The 15,404-nt window shown below is 69.1% G+C and carries 15 protein-coding genes; 5 read left to right on the top strand and 10 right to left on the bottom strand.

Translation table 11 applies throughout. From position 1 onward, the window contains the following. Positions 1-187 precede the first annotated feature (187 nt). The 7 genes from AC1D1T_RS21650 to AC1D1T_RS21620 all read right to left on the bottom strand — a co-directional run bounded on the left by AC1D1T_RS21650 (position 188) and on the right by AC1D1T_RS21620 (position 7,472). Positions 188-643, bottom strand: coding sequence for a DUF302 domain-containing protein (locus AC1D1T_RS21650; protein ID WP_047513327.1), 456 nt, complete (start codon positions 641-643; stop codon positions 188-190). Between the two features lie 236 nt (positions 644-879). Next, complete coding sequence (gene upp / locus AC1D1T_RS21645) at positions 880-1,506, bottom strand: uracil phosphoribosyltransferase (RefSeq protein WP_047513330.1); 627 nt, start codon at positions 1,504-1,506, stop codon at positions 880-882. A gap of 3 nt (positions 1,507-1,509) precedes the next feature. Next, positions 1,510-2,253: a 23S rRNA (guanosine(2251)-2'-O)-methyltransferase RlmB gene (rlmB, locus tag AC1D1T_RS21640; protein WP_477844062.1), complete on the bottom strand. Its 744-nt coding sequence runs from the start codon at positions 2,251-2,253 to the stop codon at positions 1,510-1,512. Between the two features lie 30 nt (positions 2,254-2,283). After that, the gene (locus tag AC1D1T_RS21635) at positions 2,284-2,646 is read right to left on the bottom strand and encodes a response regulator (RefSeq protein ID WP_477828637.1); all 363 of its coding nucleotides are present in this window, start codon (positions 2,644-2,646) and stop codon (positions 2,284-2,286) included. Positions 2,647-2,674: 28 nt separating this feature from the next. Continuing rightward, on the bottom strand, positions 2,675-3,832 hold the full coding sequence (locus AC1D1T_RS21630; protein WP_477992466.1) for a sensor histidine kinase: 1,158 nt from the start codon (positions 3,830-3,832) through the stop codon (positions 2,675-2,677). Then, on the bottom strand, positions 3,829-6,657 hold the full coding sequence (locus AC1D1T_RS21625) for a response regulator (RefSeq protein WP_477992465.1): 2,829 nt from the start codon (positions 6,655-6,657) through the stop codon (positions 3,829-3,831). Before AC1D1T_RS21625 ends, AC1D1T_RS21630 begins: the two co-directional genes overlap by 4 nt. An 86-nt stretch (positions 6,658-6,743) precedes the next feature. Beyond that, positions 6,744-7,472 carry an acetyltransferase domain-containing protein gene (locus tag AC1D1T_RS21620; RefSeq protein WP_047513342.1) on the bottom strand — a complete coding sequence of 243 codons (729 nt, stop codon included), beginning with the start codon at positions 7,470-7,472 and terminating at the stop codon, positions 6,744-6,746. A 198-nt stretch (positions 7,473-7,670) separates the two neighbouring features. Between AC1D1T_RS21620 and AC1D1T_RS21615 the strand changes: the two genes are divergently transcribed. From AC1D1T_RS21615 to AC1D1T_RS21595, 5 genes are all read left to right on the top strand, one after another. After that, positions 7,671-8,894, top strand: coding sequence for an ABC transporter substrate-binding protein (locus AC1D1T_RS21615; protein ID WP_477992467.1), 1,224 nt, complete (start codon positions 7,671-7,673; stop codon positions 8,892-8,894). Between the two features lie 101 nt (positions 8,895-8,995). Then, a complete protein-coding gene (locus tag AC1D1T_RS21610; RefSeq protein WP_465111664.1) occupies positions 8,996-9,877 on the top strand; it encodes a carbohydrate ABC transporter permease in 882 nt (293 codons plus the stop codon). 22 nt (positions 9,878-9,899) lie between these two features. Further along, complete coding sequence (locus AC1D1T_RS21605; protein ID WP_047513348.1) at positions 9,900-10,757, top strand: carbohydrate ABC transporter permease; 858 nt, start codon at positions 9,900-9,902, stop codon at positions 10,755-10,757. Between the two features lie 28 nt (positions 10,758-10,785). Further along, the gene (locus tag AC1D1T_RS21600; RefSeq protein ID WP_047513351.1) at positions 10,786-11,853 is read left to right on the top strand and encodes an ABC transporter ATP-binding protein; all 1,068 of its coding nucleotides are present in this window, start codon (positions 10,786-10,788) and stop codon (positions 11,851-11,853) included. 70 nt (positions 11,854-11,923) lie between these two features. Beyond that, complete coding sequence (locus tag AC1D1T_RS21595) at positions 11,924-13,135, top strand: AGE family epimerase/isomerase (RefSeq protein WP_477843079.1); 1,212 nt, start codon at positions 11,924-11,926, stop codon at positions 13,133-13,135. Between the two features lie 2 nt (positions 13,136-13,137). Here the strand turns inward: AC1D1T_RS21595 and phnE are convergent, their stop codons facing one another. From phnE to AC1D1T_RS21580, 3 genes are all read right to left on the bottom strand, one after another. Then, positions 13,138-13,923 carry a phosphonate ABC transporter, permease protein PhnE gene (gene phnE, locus AC1D1T_RS21590; RefSeq protein WP_477992464.1) on the bottom strand — a complete coding sequence of 262 codons (786 nt, stop codon included), beginning with the start codon at positions 13,921-13,923 and terminating at the stop codon, positions 13,138-13,140. Beyond that, positions 13,920-14,759 carry a PhnE/PtxC family ABC transporter permease gene (locus AC1D1T_RS21585; protein ID WP_477992463.1) on the bottom strand — a complete coding sequence of 280 codons (840 nt, stop codon included), beginning with the start codon at positions 14,757-14,759 and terminating at the stop codon, positions 13,920-13,922. The genes phnE and AC1D1T_RS21585 overlap by 4 nt, the downstream gene beginning before the upstream one ends. Next, positions 14,759-15,404 (bottom strand): ATP-binding cassette domain-containing protein (locus AC1D1T_RS21580; protein WP_477992462.1); only part of this gene is annotated, 646 nt, incomplete at its 5' end. The genes AC1D1T_RS21585 and AC1D1T_RS21580, both read right to left, overlap by 1 nt.

Genomic DNA, 15,404 nt, shown 5'->3' with positions numbered 1-15,404 from the left:
ACTGACTGTCGCCCACTGTTTGACCACAACGAACGAAGTGAGTGGCGGGAGTTTGGGCGACGGGCCATGAAATCAGTCAGTGGAGGGCAGTCATCGCCCCCAGGGGCGATGACCGCACCGGCCGGCGAGCCACAGACTCCCCGCACCCGCCTTCCGCACCAATGCGCCACTGCGCCACTTGCGCCAATCAGGACAACGCTTCAGCCACCAGCGCCGGCAGGTCGGCCAGGTCGTGCAGCAGTTCCGGCGACAGCCCTTCGGGCAGTTCGTCGAGCGCCGCGCCGCGCCACATCACCTCGGTGCTGCCGTTCGCACCACGCTGCACCACGACACGCAGCAGCAGGTCGGGCGAGGCATCGGAACTCGTCATCAGCACCGGCGTGCCGCCCTGCGTCGATTCGAACACGATCACCAGGCGCTGGCGCTCGTTGTCCTCACCGACGCTCTGCTGCAGCCGCACCAGCACCGGCATGCCGTGCCGCTCGGCACAGGCCTCGATGCGCTGCACCGTCTCGGTCACGCCGAAACGGCTGACGCTCGCACGCGTCAGGCGCTCTTCCGCACCGAATGCGCGGGTACCACCCAGGGCTGCGACGATCATCGCAATGCCACCGGTCATCCAGAAACGAAACGGGCTCTTCATCGGGGGTCTCCCTCGGGTCACCGACAGACGATAGGGTTCGAACAGCGGTACTTCAAGGGTCTGAATGTCAGTCAACGTCGCTCCACCGTTAACGACGGTGTCGCTACCGTCACACTGTGCTCAGCACGAACGCAGAGTGTGGCCTGAAGCGGTGACGCTTTGGTGAACGGCCCCCGACCAATAGGGATATCCAACGAACATTCATGCGGCGCTGCAGCACGCTGCAGGCCGCGAATTCACTTGGTTCCGAAGATCTTGTCGCCGGCGTCGCCGAGGCCCGGGATGATGTAGCCCAGCTCGTTGAGGTGGCTGTCGATGGCGGCCGTCCAGCAGCGCACGTCGGGGTGGGCTTGCTGCAGTGCAGCGACRCCTTCCGGCGCGGCCACCAGCACCAGCGCACGGATGTCGGTGCAGCCGCGGCGCTTCAGCAGGTCGATGGTCGCGATCATCGAGCCGGCGGTGGCCAGCATCGGGTCGATGATCAGCGCAGTGCGCTCGTCGAGGTGGCCGACGAGGTTCTCGAAGTAGTGCTCCGGCTGCAGCGTCTCGTGGTTGCGCGACAGGCCGACCACGCTGACCTTCGCGTTCGGGATCATGTCGAGCACGCCATCGAGCATGCCGAGGCCGGCGCGCAGGATCGGCACCACCGTCACCTTGCGGCCGCTGATCTGGTCGATCTCGACCGGGCCGCTCCAGCATTCGATCGTCGTCTTGGTCAAAGGCCAGTCGGCCGTGGCCTCGTACGCGAGCAGCCGGGCCAGCTCGTTCGTCAGCTCGCGGAATTTCTTGGTCGAGATCTCGGCCTCGCGCAGCAGGCCGATCTTGTGGCGCACCAGCGGGTGGTTGACGGCAATCGTCGGCATGGTTCAGTCCTCCTGCTTCAGCCGCTGGCGCAGTGCCTCGTACAGGCAGATGCCGCTGGCCACCGAGACGTTCAGGCTCTCGACCGCACCGCGCATCGGCAGCCGCACCAGCACGTCGCAGGTCTTGCCGGTCAACTGCCGCATGCCGCTGCCTTCGGCGCCGAGCACCAGCGCGAGCGGCCGGGTCAGGTCGATGTCGTACAACGACTGCTGTGCGTCGTCCGACGTGCCGACGACCAGGATGTCGCGCTCCTTCAGCTCATTCAAGGTCCGTGCCAGGTTGGTGACCATGAAGTACGGCACCGTGTCGGCCGCGCCGCTGGCCACCTTGGAGACGGTGGCGTTGATGCCGACCGCATGGTCCTTCGGGGCGATCACCGCATGCGCGCCGGCGCCGTCGGCCACGCGCAGGCAGGCACCCAGGTTGTGCGGATCGGTGATGCCGTCGAGCACCAGCAGCAGCGGGACTTCCTCGACGGCGTCGAGCGTGTCGTCCAGCGAATGGCTCATCGCCATCGCCTCGACGCGGGCAACCACGCCCTGGTGGCGGTGCGAACCGCACAGCTTCTGCAGGCGGTCGTCGTCGCTGTCGACCAGTTTGGCGCCGGCCTCCTTCACCCGCTCGACGAACTGGCGCATGCGCTGGTCGCGACGGCTCGTGTCGACGTGGATCTCGAGGATGGACTTCGGCGCGGTCTTCAGCCGCACCGTGACGGCGTGGAAGCCGAACAGGATCTTGTTGCTCATCCGGGGATTGTGCCTCCCGGGCGCCAGGCGTCAGGCGAGGTGGCGCTTCACCAGCCCGACCAGCTCGGCGTAGTCGAACGGCTTGGCGAGGTAGGCATCGAACCCGGAGTTCAGGATGCGCTCCTCGTCGCCCTTCATCGCGAGCGCCGTCAGCGCGATGATCTTCAGCCCGGCCGTCGCCGCATCGGCACGCAGCAGCCGCGTCGCCTCCAGCCCGTCCATGCCCGGCATCTGGATGTCCATCAGCACCAGCTCGGGCAGGTGCTCGCGGGCCAGTTTCACGCCCTCTTCGCCGCCTTCGGCACACAGCACGTCGTGCCCGCCCTTCTGCAGCACGAGTTGCGCGAGCTTGCGGTTCTGTGCGTTGTCCTCGACGACCAGGATGCGTGCCATGGTTTTTTTTCCTCGCCTTGTGCCTGTGTCAGGCGTGTTCTGGAATCGCCGGCAGCGGCGGCAGCGTGAAATAGAAACTGGCGCCCCGGCCCGGTGCCGATTCGACCCAGATGCGCCCGCCGTGCTTGGTCACCACCCGCTGGGCAATCGCGAGGCCCACGCCGTTGCCGGGGAACYGCGAGCCGGGGTGGAAGCGCTGGAACGGCCGGAACAGCCGCTCGCCGGCGGCCGCGGCATCGAAGCCGGCGCCGTTGTCGCGCACGCAGAAGGCGTCGTCGCCCTGCGCCCCGGCGCGACGGAACTCGATCTGCGGGACCGGTGCCGCGGCGCTGTACTTCCACGCATTGCCGAGCAGGTTCGACAGCGCAACCCGCAGCAGGCCGGGGTCGCCCTGCGCCGTCAGCCCGTCGTCGTGCCGCCACGCCACGTGGCGGTCCGGCTGCGCCTGCGCCAGCTCGCCGACGATCTCGCCGGCCATCGCCGACAGGTCGACCGGCTCGGACTGCATCTCGGTGCGCGTCATGCGCGCCAGCACCAGCATGTCGTCGATCAGGCGGTTCATGCGCTGGGCCGCGCCCTGGATGTGGCCGAGGAAGCCCTGCCCCTTCGCATCCAGCGACTGCCCGTGCCCCTGCTGCAGCAGCTGCGCGAAGCCGGCGATCTGCCCGAGCGGCGTGCGCAGGTCGTGCGACACCGAGTAGCTGAACGCCTCCATCTCGGCATGGGCGGTGCGCAGTTCGCGGTAGGCGCGCTCCATCGCGATCGACTGGGCCTCGGCCTCGCGGCGCATGCGGTGCAGCCGCACGAACACCGCGACCTTGGCGCGCAGGATCTCCGGCACCACCGGCGACAGGATGTAGTCGACCGCCCCGATGCGGTAGCCGGCGAAGGTGTCGGCCTCGTGCGTGTAGATCGCCGAGACGAACACGATCGGCACGTCGGCACCGCCCGGCAGCTCGCGCAGCCGGCGCGCGACATCGAAGCCGCTGATGCCGGCCAGGTGCACGTCGAGCAGCACCATCGCCCACGACGAGCGCTGCGCGAAGCGCTCGAGCGCGAGTTCGCCGTGATCGACGGTGTGGATCTCGGCGCCCACGTCCTGCAGGGTCGCACGGTACAGCCTCAGGTTGGCCGCGTTGTCGTCGACGACCAGGATCGAGGGTGACGTGCCGTTGCTCGCCGTCATGACCGTCGCTGCCGCCCCTTGGCCAGCGCCCGCTTCACCTCGGCCAGCAGGCTGGCCGGCTGGAACTCCGATTTCTCCATCACCTGCTGCACCCGCCCGCTCAGCAGCGCCCGGTCCTGCACAGTCAGCAGCTTGGCGGTCAGCACGATGATCGGGATGTCGGCGGTGTCGCTGCGCCCGCGCAGCGCCTCGATCACGTCGAAGCCCGACAGCTGCGGCATCATCAGGTCGAGCACGATCAGCGCGGGCCGCTGCTGGCGCACCACCTCCAGCGCCTCGCGGCCGCTGTAGGCCAGCATCGGCACGAAGCCGGCCGACTGCAGGTGCTTGCCGACCAGCGTGACGGCCTTCGGGTCGTCGTCCACCACCAGCACGCGCGCCGCCGGCAGCTGCCCGTCCAGGCCGAGCGCTGCCAGCGCGGCCAGCAGGTCGTCCTTCGAGACCGGCTTGGTCAGCACCTGCGATGCACCGAGCGCGAAGCCGCGCCGCGCCTCGGCGGTGATCGACACGATGACAACCGGGATGTGCTGCGTCTGCGCCTGCTCCTTCAGCTGCGACAGCAGGTCCCAGCCGTCGCGGCCGGGCAGGATGATGTCGAGCACCAGCGCGGCCGGCAGCAGTTGCGCGGCCCGCGCCAGGCCGTCCTCGGCACTGCGCGCGACCTCGACGCGGTAGCCGTCGGACTCCAGCTGCGCGCGCACCAGCGTCGCAGTGCGCGGGTCGTCCTCGACGACGAGGATCAGCGGTGCATCGGGCCCGGCATCGCGCGGCGTGCCGTTCGGCGTGCCATCGACTGCGGGCAGCCCGGCCGGCAACTCCTCGCGCGGCGCCTGCTGCGCTTCCTCGCCGGCCGGCCGCCACGGCAGCCAGACCGCGAAGGTCGTGCCGGCGTTCGGCGTGCTGCGCAGCATCAGCCCGCCGCCGTGCAGTTCGACCAGCCGCTTGACCATCATCAGCCCGAGGCCGGTGCCCTCGTACTCGCGCGACAGCGACGAATCGATCTGCACGAAGGGCTGGAACAGCCGCAGGATGCCGTCGGGCGCGATGCCGATGCCGGAGTCCTCGATGCGGATCTCCAGGAACGACGGCAGCGTGCGCTCGGCCGGCCGGAACATCCGCGTGTCCTGCGCCTCGAGCACGCCGTCGACATCGGCGCGCGCCACCCGCTTCATCGACAGCGTGACCACGCCGCCCTCGGGCGTGAACTTGATCGCGTTGGACAGCAGGTTGAAGACGATCTGCTTGGCCTTGCGCAGGTCCAGCTGCAGGCTGCCCATGTCGGGCGCGCACACCGCGTTCAGCCGCAGCCGCTGCGTGGCCGCCTTCTCGCGCATCAGCGACACCGCGCTCGTCATGATGTGCGACGGCTCGGCCGCGCTCAGCTCGAGCGGCATGTGGCCCGACTCGACCTTCGACAGGTCGAGGATGTCGTTGATCAGGCTCAGCAGGTGCCTGCCGCTGGCGTGGATGTCGTTCGTGTACTCCAGCTGCTCGGCGTTCATGTCGCCGGCCAGGCCGTCCTTCATCAGCCCCGAGAAGCCGATCACCGCGTTCAGCGGCGTGCGCAGCTCATGCGACATGTTGGCGAGGAACTCGCTCTTCATGCGGTTGGCCTTTTCCAGCTCGGCGTTCTTGAGCTGGATGTCCTCGCCGCGCACGCGCAGCTGCTCGGCCAGCAGGTTCAGCTCCTGCAGCTGGCCGAGGTTGTGCAGCGCCACCGCGAATTGCGAGCACAGGCGCTCGATGAAGCCGCGGTCGCGCGCCGACAGCGGCGCCGAGGCGGCCAGCGCCAGCACGCCGATCAGCCGCCCCTGGTAGCTGACCGGGCAGATCAGCAGCGCGGCCGGGTGCAGCGTGGCCAGGCCGGTCTCGATGCGCAGGCCGCTGGCCGCGTCGAAGCGGTCGAAGTAGGCCGGCTTGCCGCTGCGCGCCACCGCGCCGACCGGGCCGTCGTCGATGCGCAGCACGCCCTTCAGGTCGGCCGGCGCCTGGTGCCGCGCCACCGCGCGCAGCACGCCGCCCCATTCCTCGTGCTCGTAGAACACCGCCACCGGGAACAGCGGGTTCTCGCCGATCAGCGCCAGCGTCTCGGCCAGCACCACCTCGCGCGTCGACTGCGCGTTGTAGAGCGTCAACGCGCGGGAATGCAGCGCGTCGTAGCGCCGCTCCTCGGCCACCGCCTGCTCGGCCTGCTGGCGCGCGGCCCAGTCGCGCCGCAGCCGCCAGGCGATCGCGCCCAGCAACAGCACGAGGGTGGCCAGGAACGCGATGAAGGTGGTGACGGTCGACTGCGAGCGCTGGTCCTCGACGCCCTCGCGCTCGGCCAGCAGGCGCCGCTCCTCGGTGTTGATCTGGTCGAGCAGCGCGCGGATGCGCTCCAGCCGCCGCACGCCCCGGTTGAGGCGCTCGTCGAACGCCTGCGGCGACTCGTTCGGCACCAGCACCTCGTTCTCGTGGAAGATCTGCACGCGCGCCGCGACCTCGCCGCGCAGCTCCGACATGCGCGCCTGCTGCCTCGGGTTGTCGGCGGTGAGCCACGCGAACTGGCGCAGGCCGGTGTCGATGACGGCGAGCGTGGCGTCACGCTCGTCGATGTAGACCGGATTGCGGGTCGCGAGGAAGGCCCGCTGGGCCGACTCGGCACGGTAGATGTCCGACTGGATGTCGGATGTCACGCCGATCACCTGGTGCGTGTGGCCCACGAAGGCCGAGGCCTCGAGCGTCTGGCGTGCGAAGTTCCACCCGATGCCTGCCAGCGTGAGGATGGACGCCACCGCGACGACGAAGCCCGCCGTCGCGAGCTGCTGAACCGACAAACGCGTCATCCGTTCTCCGATAACCGCCGACGGACGCGGCGGAGAGCGAACCTGCTGTGTATCACAGGTTGCGGCCCCCCATCGCGTCGACGGACCTAGCGGCGCAGCATCGTCGCGAGCAGCAGCAGGCCGATCAGCACCGGCTGGTGGACCATGTAGAAGCTCAGCGACCAGCGCCCCAGCACCGCGAACGGATGCAGCGCCTTCGGCAGCGCGCCGGTGACCCACTCGCGCCGGTTCGCGAGCACCCATTGCCCGGCGGCCAGGCCCCACCACATCACGCCGATCCACGGCAGCAGCGGCACGTAGTCCTCGGTCACCGGCTTGTGCGTGATCAGGCCGATCCAGTTCGTGAGCCGGGTGTCGAACCACGGGTGCTGCACCAGCCGCGGCAGCGCGATCGCGATGGCGCCCGCCAGCCACAGCCAGCGCCCCGCATTCGCGGTGACCCGCGTGATGACCAGCATCACCGCGATGCCGTGCAGCACGCCGAAGTAGATGAAGCTGCGCGGGAACATCAGGTACGAGCCCGCGCTCACCAGCAGCGCGCAGCCCGCCACCTGCGCCCAGCGCCGCCAGAAGCGCGGCCAGCCCTGGCCCTGCTCCCAGGCCACCGCCTGCCCGAAGCCGGCGCAGAACAGGAACAGCGTGACGATGCAGGTGCGCTGCACCAGCCAGAACGGATCGGTGGTGAAGCTCTGGCGGATGAAGTGGTAGTAGTTGAGGTCGAAGCAGAAATGGAACGCGGCCATCCACAGGATGGCGACCGCGCGCAGCGCGTCGAGGCGGTCGAAACGATGGGACGGGTGGGATGGCGTCTTCATAGGGCCCGAGATTGTGCAAGAGCCGGCTGCGCGGCCGGATGTCCGACCCCGGGTAAGTCCCAGGTTCATGTTCTATTGTTAGAACATTAATGAAACATTAACATCGCCACCGCTTGATACGTCAGGCTCCATAACTCTGACCCCCAGGAGACATGCATGTCGATTTCCCAACGTACCGTGCGCGGCTTGAGCCTCGCGATGATGGCCGCCGGCCTGATGACTGCCACGCTGGCGCAAGCCGGTGAGGTGGAAGTTCTGCACTGGTGGACCTCGGGCGGCGAAGCCAAGGCGGCTGCCGAGCTTAAGGCCACGATGCAATCGAAGGGCCACACCTGGAAGGACTTCGCGGTCGCCGGTGGTGGTGGTGATTCGGCGATGACGGTGCTGAAGTCGCGTGTGGTGTCGGGCAACGCCCCGGCCGCGGCGCAGATCAAGGGCCCGTCGATCCRGGAATGGGCCAAGGAAGGCGTGCTCGCCAACATGGACGACGTCGCCAAGGCCAACAAGTGGGACGACCTGCTGCCCAAGGCCATCGCCGACGGCCTGAAGTACCAGGGCCACTACGTCGCCGCACCGGTCAACGTGCACCGCGTGAACTGGCTGTGGGCCAACCCGGAAGCCTTCAAGAAGGCCGGCGCCAAGGTGCCGACCACCTGGGACGAGTTCTTCGTCGCCGCTGAAGCGCTGAAGAAGGCCGGCATCATCCCGATCGCCCACGGCGGCCAGAACTGGCAGGACTTCACCACGTTCGAGGCTGTCGCGCTGGGCGTCGGCGGTGCGGACTTCTACAAGAAGGCCCTGGTGCAGCTCGACGCCGGCTCGCTGAAGAGCGCGACGATGGACAAGGTGCTGACGACCTTCCGCAAGGTCAAGGGCTACACCGACAAGAACGCCCCGGGCCGCGACTGGAACCTGGCCACCGCGATGGTGATCAAGGGCGAGGCCGGCATGCAGATCATGGGCGACTGGGCCAAGGGCGAGTTCCTGGCCGCCGGCAAGGTCCCGGGCAAGGACTTCACCTGCGTGGCCGCCCCCGGCACCGCGAAGTCGTACACCTACAACGTCGACAGCTTCGCGCTGTTCAAGCTGAAGGACCCGGCCAACCAGAAGGCCCAGCAGGACCTGGCCACCGCGATCATGTCGCCGGAATTCCAGGAAGTGTTCAACCTGAACAAGGGCTCGATCCCGGTTCGCCTGGGCATGGACCTGAAGAAGTTCGACGATTGCGCGAAGACCTCGGCCGCCGACTTCGTGTCGACCTCGAAGGCCGGCACGCTGGTCCCGTCGATCGCCCACGGCATGGCGGTTCCGTCGGCTGCCGAAGGCGCGATCAAGGACGTGGTGTCGCAGTTCTGGAACGACGAGAAGATCACGTCGGCCCAGGCGCAGGACCGCCTGGTCGCTGCCGCCAAGACGAAGTAATCAGGCTTTAGCCCTGCCTCGGACGGCGCCCGCTCGGGCGCCGTCTTCCTGTTGCACGGGGATGGCGCAATACTCGCGTCCCGCCCCCGGTTGGCCCGCCCATGAAATCCTCCGCCTCCGTACGCCTCAGCCAGTGGATGCCCAAGCTGGTCGTCGCACCGTCGTTCTTCCTGGCCTTCTTCTTCATCTACGGCCTGATCGCGTGGAACGGCTACCTGTCGGTGTCGGCCTCGCGCCTGCTGCCCAACTATGAATTCATCGGGCTGCAGCAGTACACCAACCTGTTCGAGAGCGAACGCTGGTGGGTCGCGCTGAAGAACCTCGGCATCTTCGGCGGCCTGTTCATCTTCTTCGGCATGGCCATCGGCCTGCTGCTGGCCATCCTGCTCGACCAGAAGATCCGCGTCGAAGGCGTGCTGCGCACCATCTACCTCTACCCGATGGCGTTGAGCTTCATCGTCACCGGCACCGCCTGGAAGTGGATCCTGAATCCCGGTCTGGGCCTCGAGAAGGTCATGCAGGGCTGGGGTTTCGAGAACTTCCATTTCAGCTGGCTGATCGACCCCGACATGGCGATCTACACCGTCGTGATCGCCGGCGTCTGGCAGAGCGCCGGTTTCGTGATGGCGCTGTTCCTGGCCGGCCTGCGCGGCATCGACGACTCGATCCTGAAGGCCGCGCAGATCGACGGCGCGAGCCTGCCGCGCATCTACTGGCGCATCATCATCCCGAGCCTGCGGCCGGTCTTCTTCAGCACGCTGATGGTGCTGAGCCACCTGGCGATCAAGAGCTTCGACCTGGTGATGGCGCTGACCGCCGGCGGCCCGGGCTATGCGACCGACCTGCCGGCCACCTTCATGTACACGATGGCGTTCTCGCGCGGCCAGATCGGCCTGGGCGCGGCGTCGGCGACGATCATGCTGGCCACCGTGGCGGCGCTGGTCGTGCCCTACCTCTATTCCGAACTGCGCGGCAAGCGCTGAGCGGCCGCCGAGAGAACAAGACATGGGAAACAAATTCAACTGGCACCGCGCGGCGCTGTGGTCCGTGCTGCTGCTGTTCGCGCTGGTCTTCCTGCTGCCGATGTACGTGATGCTCACGACCTCGCTGAAGGACATGAACGAGGTGCGCGAGGGCAACCTGCTGTCGCTGCCGATGGCGCCCAGCTTCGCCTCGTGGGCCAAGGCCTGGTCGAGCGCCTGCACCGGCATCGACTGYGGCGGCCTGAAGCCGTTCTTCTTCAACTCGGTGCTGATGGTGGTGCCGGCGGTGCTGGTGTCGAGCACGCTCGGCGCGATCAACGGCTACGTGCTGAGCAAGTGGCGCTTCCGCGGCAGCGAGTTCATGTTCGCGATGATGCTGTTCGGCATGTTCATGCCGCTGCAGGTGGTGCTGCTGCCGATGTCGCAGGTGCTCGGCTGGTTCGGCATCGCGAGCTCGATCTGGGGGCTGGTCGCGGTGCACATCATCGCCGGCCTGCCGTCGACGACGCTGTTCTTCCGCAACTACTACGTCGGCCTGCCCGACGAGCTGATCAAGGCGGCGATGCTGGACGGCGCGGGCTTCTGGCGCATCTTCTGGCGCATCGTGCTGCCGCTGTCGACGCCGATCGTGGTGGTCACGCTGATCTGGCAGTTCACGAACATCTGGAACGATTTCCTGTTCGGCGTGGTGTTCTCGGGCGGCGCGTCCAAGCCGATCACGGTCGGCCTGAACAACCTGGCCAACACCTCCAGCGCGGTGAAGGAATACAACGTCGACATGGCCGCCGCGATGATCGCCGCGCTGCCGACGCTGTTCGTCTACATCGTCGCAGGCAAATACTTCGTGCGCGGCCTCACCGCCGGCGCCGTCAAGGGCTGACCGGCCCGGGCTTCAAAGAGAAAACGTCATGGGTGCACTTTCAATTCGCAACGTCCGCAAGAGCTACGGCCCGGTGGAGATCCTCAAGGGCATCGACATCGAGGTCGAGAACGGCGAGTTCCTGATCCTGGTCGGCCCGTCCGGCTGCGGCAAGAGCACGCTGCTGTCGATGATCGCGGGGCTCGACACGCCGACCACCGGCAGCATCCACATCGCCGACCGCGACGTGACCTACGCGCTGCCGAAGGACCGCGACATCGCGATGGTGTTCCAGAGCTACGCGCTGTACCCGAACATGAACGTCGGGCAGAACATCGCGTTCGGCCTCGAGATGCGCAACGTGCCGAAGGCACAGCGCCAGGAGGCGATCCAGCGCGTCTCGAAGATGCTGCAGATCGAGCACCTGCTCGACCGCAAGCCGGGCCAGCTGTCGGGTGGACAGCGCCAGCGCGTCGCGATGGGCCGGGCGCTCGCGCGCAACCCGAAGCTGTTCCTGTTCGACGAGCCGCTGTCGAACCTGGACGCGAAGCTGCGCGTCGAGATGCGCGCCGAGATCAAGCTGCTGCACCAGCGCACCGCTACCACCACCGTCTACGTGACGCACGACCAGGTCGAGGCGATGACGCTGGGCGACCGCATCGCGGTGATGCGCGACGGCCTGGTGCAGCAGTTCGGCACGCCCGACGACATCTACTCGCGCCCGGCGACGCGCTTCGTCGCCGAGTTCATCGGCTCGCCGGCGATGAACATCATCGACAGCCAGCGTGCGGCCGACGGCCTGAGCTCGCAGGGCGTGCCGCTGCTGCTGAACGATGCGCAGCGCGGCGCGCTGCAATCGACCAACGGTGCCGGCATCAGCTACGGGCTGCGGCCGGAGAGCCTGTCGTTCGCCGAGCAGGGACTGGCGGGCACGATCAGCATGCTGGAGCCGACCGGGCCGGAGACCTATGCGATGGTCGACACGGCGGTCGGCAAGCTGACGGCACGCGTGGCCGGAAAGGTGCACCAGCATGTGGGCGACAGCGTGCACCTGCGCTGGCAGCCGGAGGATGCGCACCTGTTCGACGCGAAGAGCGAGCAGCGCGTGGTGGGGTGAAGCCCATGGGGTGAGCACCGTGGGGTGATGTCAACCGTACGTCCGCGAGGACGACGCGAGGAGGCAGTGCATGACACCGATCATCGACTTCCGCTCACCCGACTTCCTGCGCCGGCACGTCCTCGACACGATGTCGTTGCGCGAGGGCCGCAGCCGCGACCCGAGCGGCGGCTTCTTCCAGTTCTTCCATGACGACGGCACGGTCAGTGACCGCGAGACGCGCGAGCTCGTCGGCAGCGCGTGCTGCGTCGTCAACCATGCGATGGCGGCGCGGCACTTCGGCCGCCCGGAATGGCGCGAGGCGACGCGCCACGGGCTGCGTTTCCTGCGTGATGCGCACCGCGACGCCGACACCGGCGGCTATGCGTGGCAGGTGCGCTGGCACGGTGCCGGCGGCAACTACGGCGAGCGCGACGTGCTCGACGCGACGAACCGCTGCGAAGGCCTCGCCTTCGTGCTGCTGGCGCACGCACAGGCGCTGAGGGCCGACATCGAGGACGCCCGGCTCGGGCTGCACGAGACCTTCGGCTTGCTGGAGCAGCACTTCTGGGAGCCGGCGCACGGGCTGTATGCCGACGAAGCGAGTGCCGACTGGAAGCTCGCGCCGTACCGCGGGCAGAACGCGAACCTGCGCGCCTGCCAGGCGATGCTGGCGGCATTCGAGGCGACCGGCGAGAGCCGCTTCCTCGACCGCGCCGAGACGCTCGCGCGCTCGGTCACGCAGCGGCTGGCGGCGCTGTCGCACGGGCTGGTCTGGGAGCACTACCGGCTCGACTGGTCGATCGACCGGGGCGATCACGGCGACGACGCCGGCAATCGCTCCCGGCCGCCGGGCTTCCAGACGGGACACCATGCGGCGTGGGCCAGGCTGTTGCTGATGCTGGACCGGCACCGGGCGAGCGACTGGCTCCTGCCGCGGGCGCGCGAGTTGTTCGCGGCCGCGACGCAGCACAACTGGGATGCGAAGCACGGCGGCTTGTTCCGCGGCTTCGCAGCGGACCGCGCGGTCGTCGACCACGACAAGCACGCCTCGGTACAGGCCGAGGCGCTGGCCGCCGCCGCCGGGCTGGCGGTGCGCACCGGCGAGGGCGGCTACTGGGATTGGTACGACCGCCTCTGGGAGCACAGCTGGGCGCATTTCGTCGACCATCCGCACGGGGGCTGGCACCGGGTCCTGTCGCAGGACAACCGCCCGCTCGGCGACGCGGGGAGCCCGGCCGGGGAGACGGATGCCGACACGATGGGGGCTTGCTACGAGGTGCTCCGGGCCATCGGAACCTAGGGTCATCGGCCCAGGACGCGCCGCGCGGCGAACGACACTGCATCGACGATCGCGACCAGCGCGATCATCGCGAGCAGCACCGTGCAGGTCTCGTGCATCTGGAACAGGCCCAGGTGGTAGTACAGCATCTGGCCCAGGCCGCCCGCCCCCACCACGCCCAGCACCGCTGCCGCGCGGATGTTGTTCTCCCACCGGTAGAGGCTGTACGACAGCAGTTGCGGCAGCACCTGCGGCAGCGTCGCCCACAGGAACACGCGCAGGCGGCCGGCGCCGCGCACGCGCAACGCGAGCGCCGGGCCGGGCGCCGCGTTCTCGATGCTCTCGGCGAACAACCGGCCCAGCACGCCGGTCGTGTGCAAGGCCAGCGCCAGCGTGCCGGGGAACGGGCCCAGCCCGGCCGCGATCAGCAGCAGCGAGGCCCACACCAGCTCGGGGATCGAACGCAGCGCGTTCAGCAGCAGGCGTGCGCCGCCGTGCAGCAGCGCCACCACCCGCCCTCCGCGGGCGCTGGCCGGCAGCGCCATGCACACCCCGGCAGCCGCGGCGAGGACGGTGCCGAGCAGCGACATCGCGATCGTCTCGCCGGCCGCCTCCAGCGTGCGCCGCAGGAACGCGGGAGACATCTCCGGCGGAAAGAAGCTGGCACCGAACCCGGCCAGCTTGACGAGCTCGGACGGCGCGAAGAATTCGCGCCAGTGCAGCCCCAGGCTCGCGAAACTCGCCACGACCAGCGCCAGCACGCCGGCCAGCACCAGCCACCCGGACCACGACCGTTCGGGGCGCGTCATGCCATCACCCGCCGCAACAGCGCGCTGACCCGATCGCTCGCCCACACCAGCGCGACGAACACCAGCAGGATCGCACTCACCTCACTGCCGGCGAACATCTTCGCCGAGCTGTCGAGCATCTGGCCCAGGCCGCCCGCGCCGACGAAACCGAGCACGACCGACGAGCGGATCGCGCACTCCCAGCGGTACACCGTGTAGCTGACCAGCTCGCCGGCGCACTCCGGCAGCGCGCCGAACCACAGCGCCTGCAGGCGCCCGCTGCCGTTGCGCAGCAGCGCCTGGGTGGCCGCGGGGTCGCTGCTTTCCAGGATCTCCGCATACACCTTGGCCAGCATGCCGCCGTAGGTGATCGCGATCGCCAGCACGCCCGAGGTCGGGCCCAGGCCCACGGCCCGCACGAACAGCAGCGCCCACACCAGCTCGGGGATCGAGCGCAGCACCACCAGCACCCAGCGGATCGCCTGCCGCAGCAGCGCCGGCAGCAGGCCCATCGGCGTCGCGATCGCACTGAGCGACAGGCGCGCCGTCGCCAGGAAGGCCAGGGGCACCGCCACCCCCCACGCCAGTGCCAGGCCCGCCGTCGCGATCGCGACGGTGCGCCAGGTCTCCTGCAGCAGCAGCCCCAGGAACGCCGCATCGTGCTTCGGCGGGATGAACTCCGACACGAACTTCCAGGTCGCCCGCAGGCTGCGCGCGTCCAGCAGCGTCGCCGGGTTGAACTCGGTCCACACCAGCAGCGGCCACGCCAGCACCGCCGCCGCCAGCAGCAGCGACACCCTGCGCAGCAGCGCCGGATCGCGCAGCGCGGCGGCGCCCGGACGCACGGCCTGCTCCATCAGCGGCACATGCTTTCGGGCAACAGGCCGGTGCCTGCCGCCGGGGCATCCGGGGCCGGCGCCGCCACCTCGCCCGCATACAACTCGCGCAGCGCCGCATCGTCCAGCCCCGCCGCCGGACCGTCGTACACGCACACGCCCGCGCGCAGCGCGACGATGCGCGCGAAGCGCTCGCGCGCCACGTCCACCTGGTGCAGGCTGCACACCAGCGTGCGGCCGTCGCGCCGCGCGGCGCCGAGCAGCGCATCGATCACGACGCGCGCGCGGGTCGGATCGAGTGCCGACAAGGGTTCGTCGACCAGCCACAGCCCGGCCTGCGACACCAGCGCGCGTGCCAGCCCGACACGCTGCCGCTCGCCACCGGAGAGGCGATCGACGCGCAGCCACAGCTTGTCGGCCAGGCCCAGCTCGGCGAGCGCCGCCTGTGCGAGGTCCGCGTCGCGCGGGCTCCACAGCGTGCGCAGGCTCTGCAGCAGCCCCATCGCCGGCAGCCGCCCGGCCAGCACCGCCGTCACGACACGCTGGCGCGGCGGCAGCGGCGGCACCTGCGGCGCGAGGAACAGCCGCCCGCGCAAGCGGCGCAGCTCGCGGCCCGGCATCGCCCACGGATCGCGACCGAACAGCGACACGCTGCCGGCCGACGGC

The sequence above is a fragment of the Rhizobacter sp. P2_H3 genome (genome assembly GCF_056403355.1).
This window is presented reverse-complemented; position numbering and strand designations above follow the sequence as displayed.

Coding starts and splice junctions, on each gene's coding strand:
- AC1D1T_RS21650 (WP_047513327.1), bottom strand. CDS start 643: ATGAAGAGCCCGTTTCGTTTCTGGATGACCGGTGGCATTGCGATGATC.
- rlmB (WP_477844062.1), bottom strand. CDS start 2,253: ATGAGCAACAAGATCCTGTTCGGCTTCCACGCCGTCACGGTGCGGCTG.
- AC1D1T_RS21635 (WP_477828637.1), bottom strand. CDS start 2,646: ATGGCACGCATCCTGGTCGTCGAGGACAACGCACAGAACCGCAAGCTC.
- AC1D1T_RS21625 (WP_477992465.1), bottom strand. CDS start 6,657: ATGACGCGTTTGTCGGTTCAGCAGCTCGCGACGGCGGGCTTCGTCGTC.
- AC1D1T_RS21620 (WP_047513342.1), bottom strand. CDS start 7,472: ATGAAGACGCCATCCCACCCGTCCCATCGTTTCGACCGCCTCGACGCG.
- AC1D1T_RS21610 (WP_465111664.1), top strand. CDS start 8,996: ATGAAATCCTCCGCCTCCGTACGCCTCAGCCAGTGGATGCCCAAGCTG.
- AC1D1T_RS21600 (WP_047513351.1), top strand. CDS start 10,786: ATGGGTGCACTTTCAATTCGCAACGTCCGCAAGAGCTACGGCCCGGTG.
- AC1D1T_RS21595 (WP_477843079.1), top strand. CDS start 11,924: ATGACACCGATCATCGACTTCCGCTCACCCGACTTCCTGCGCCGGCAC.
- phnE (WP_477992464.1), bottom strand. CDS start 13,923: ATGACGCGCCCCGAACGGTCGTGGTCCGGGTGGCTGGTGCTGGCCGGC.
- AC1D1T_RS21585 (WP_477992463.1), bottom strand. CDS start 14,759: ATGGAGCAGGCCGTGCGTCCGGGCGCCGCCGCGCTGCGCGATCCGGCG.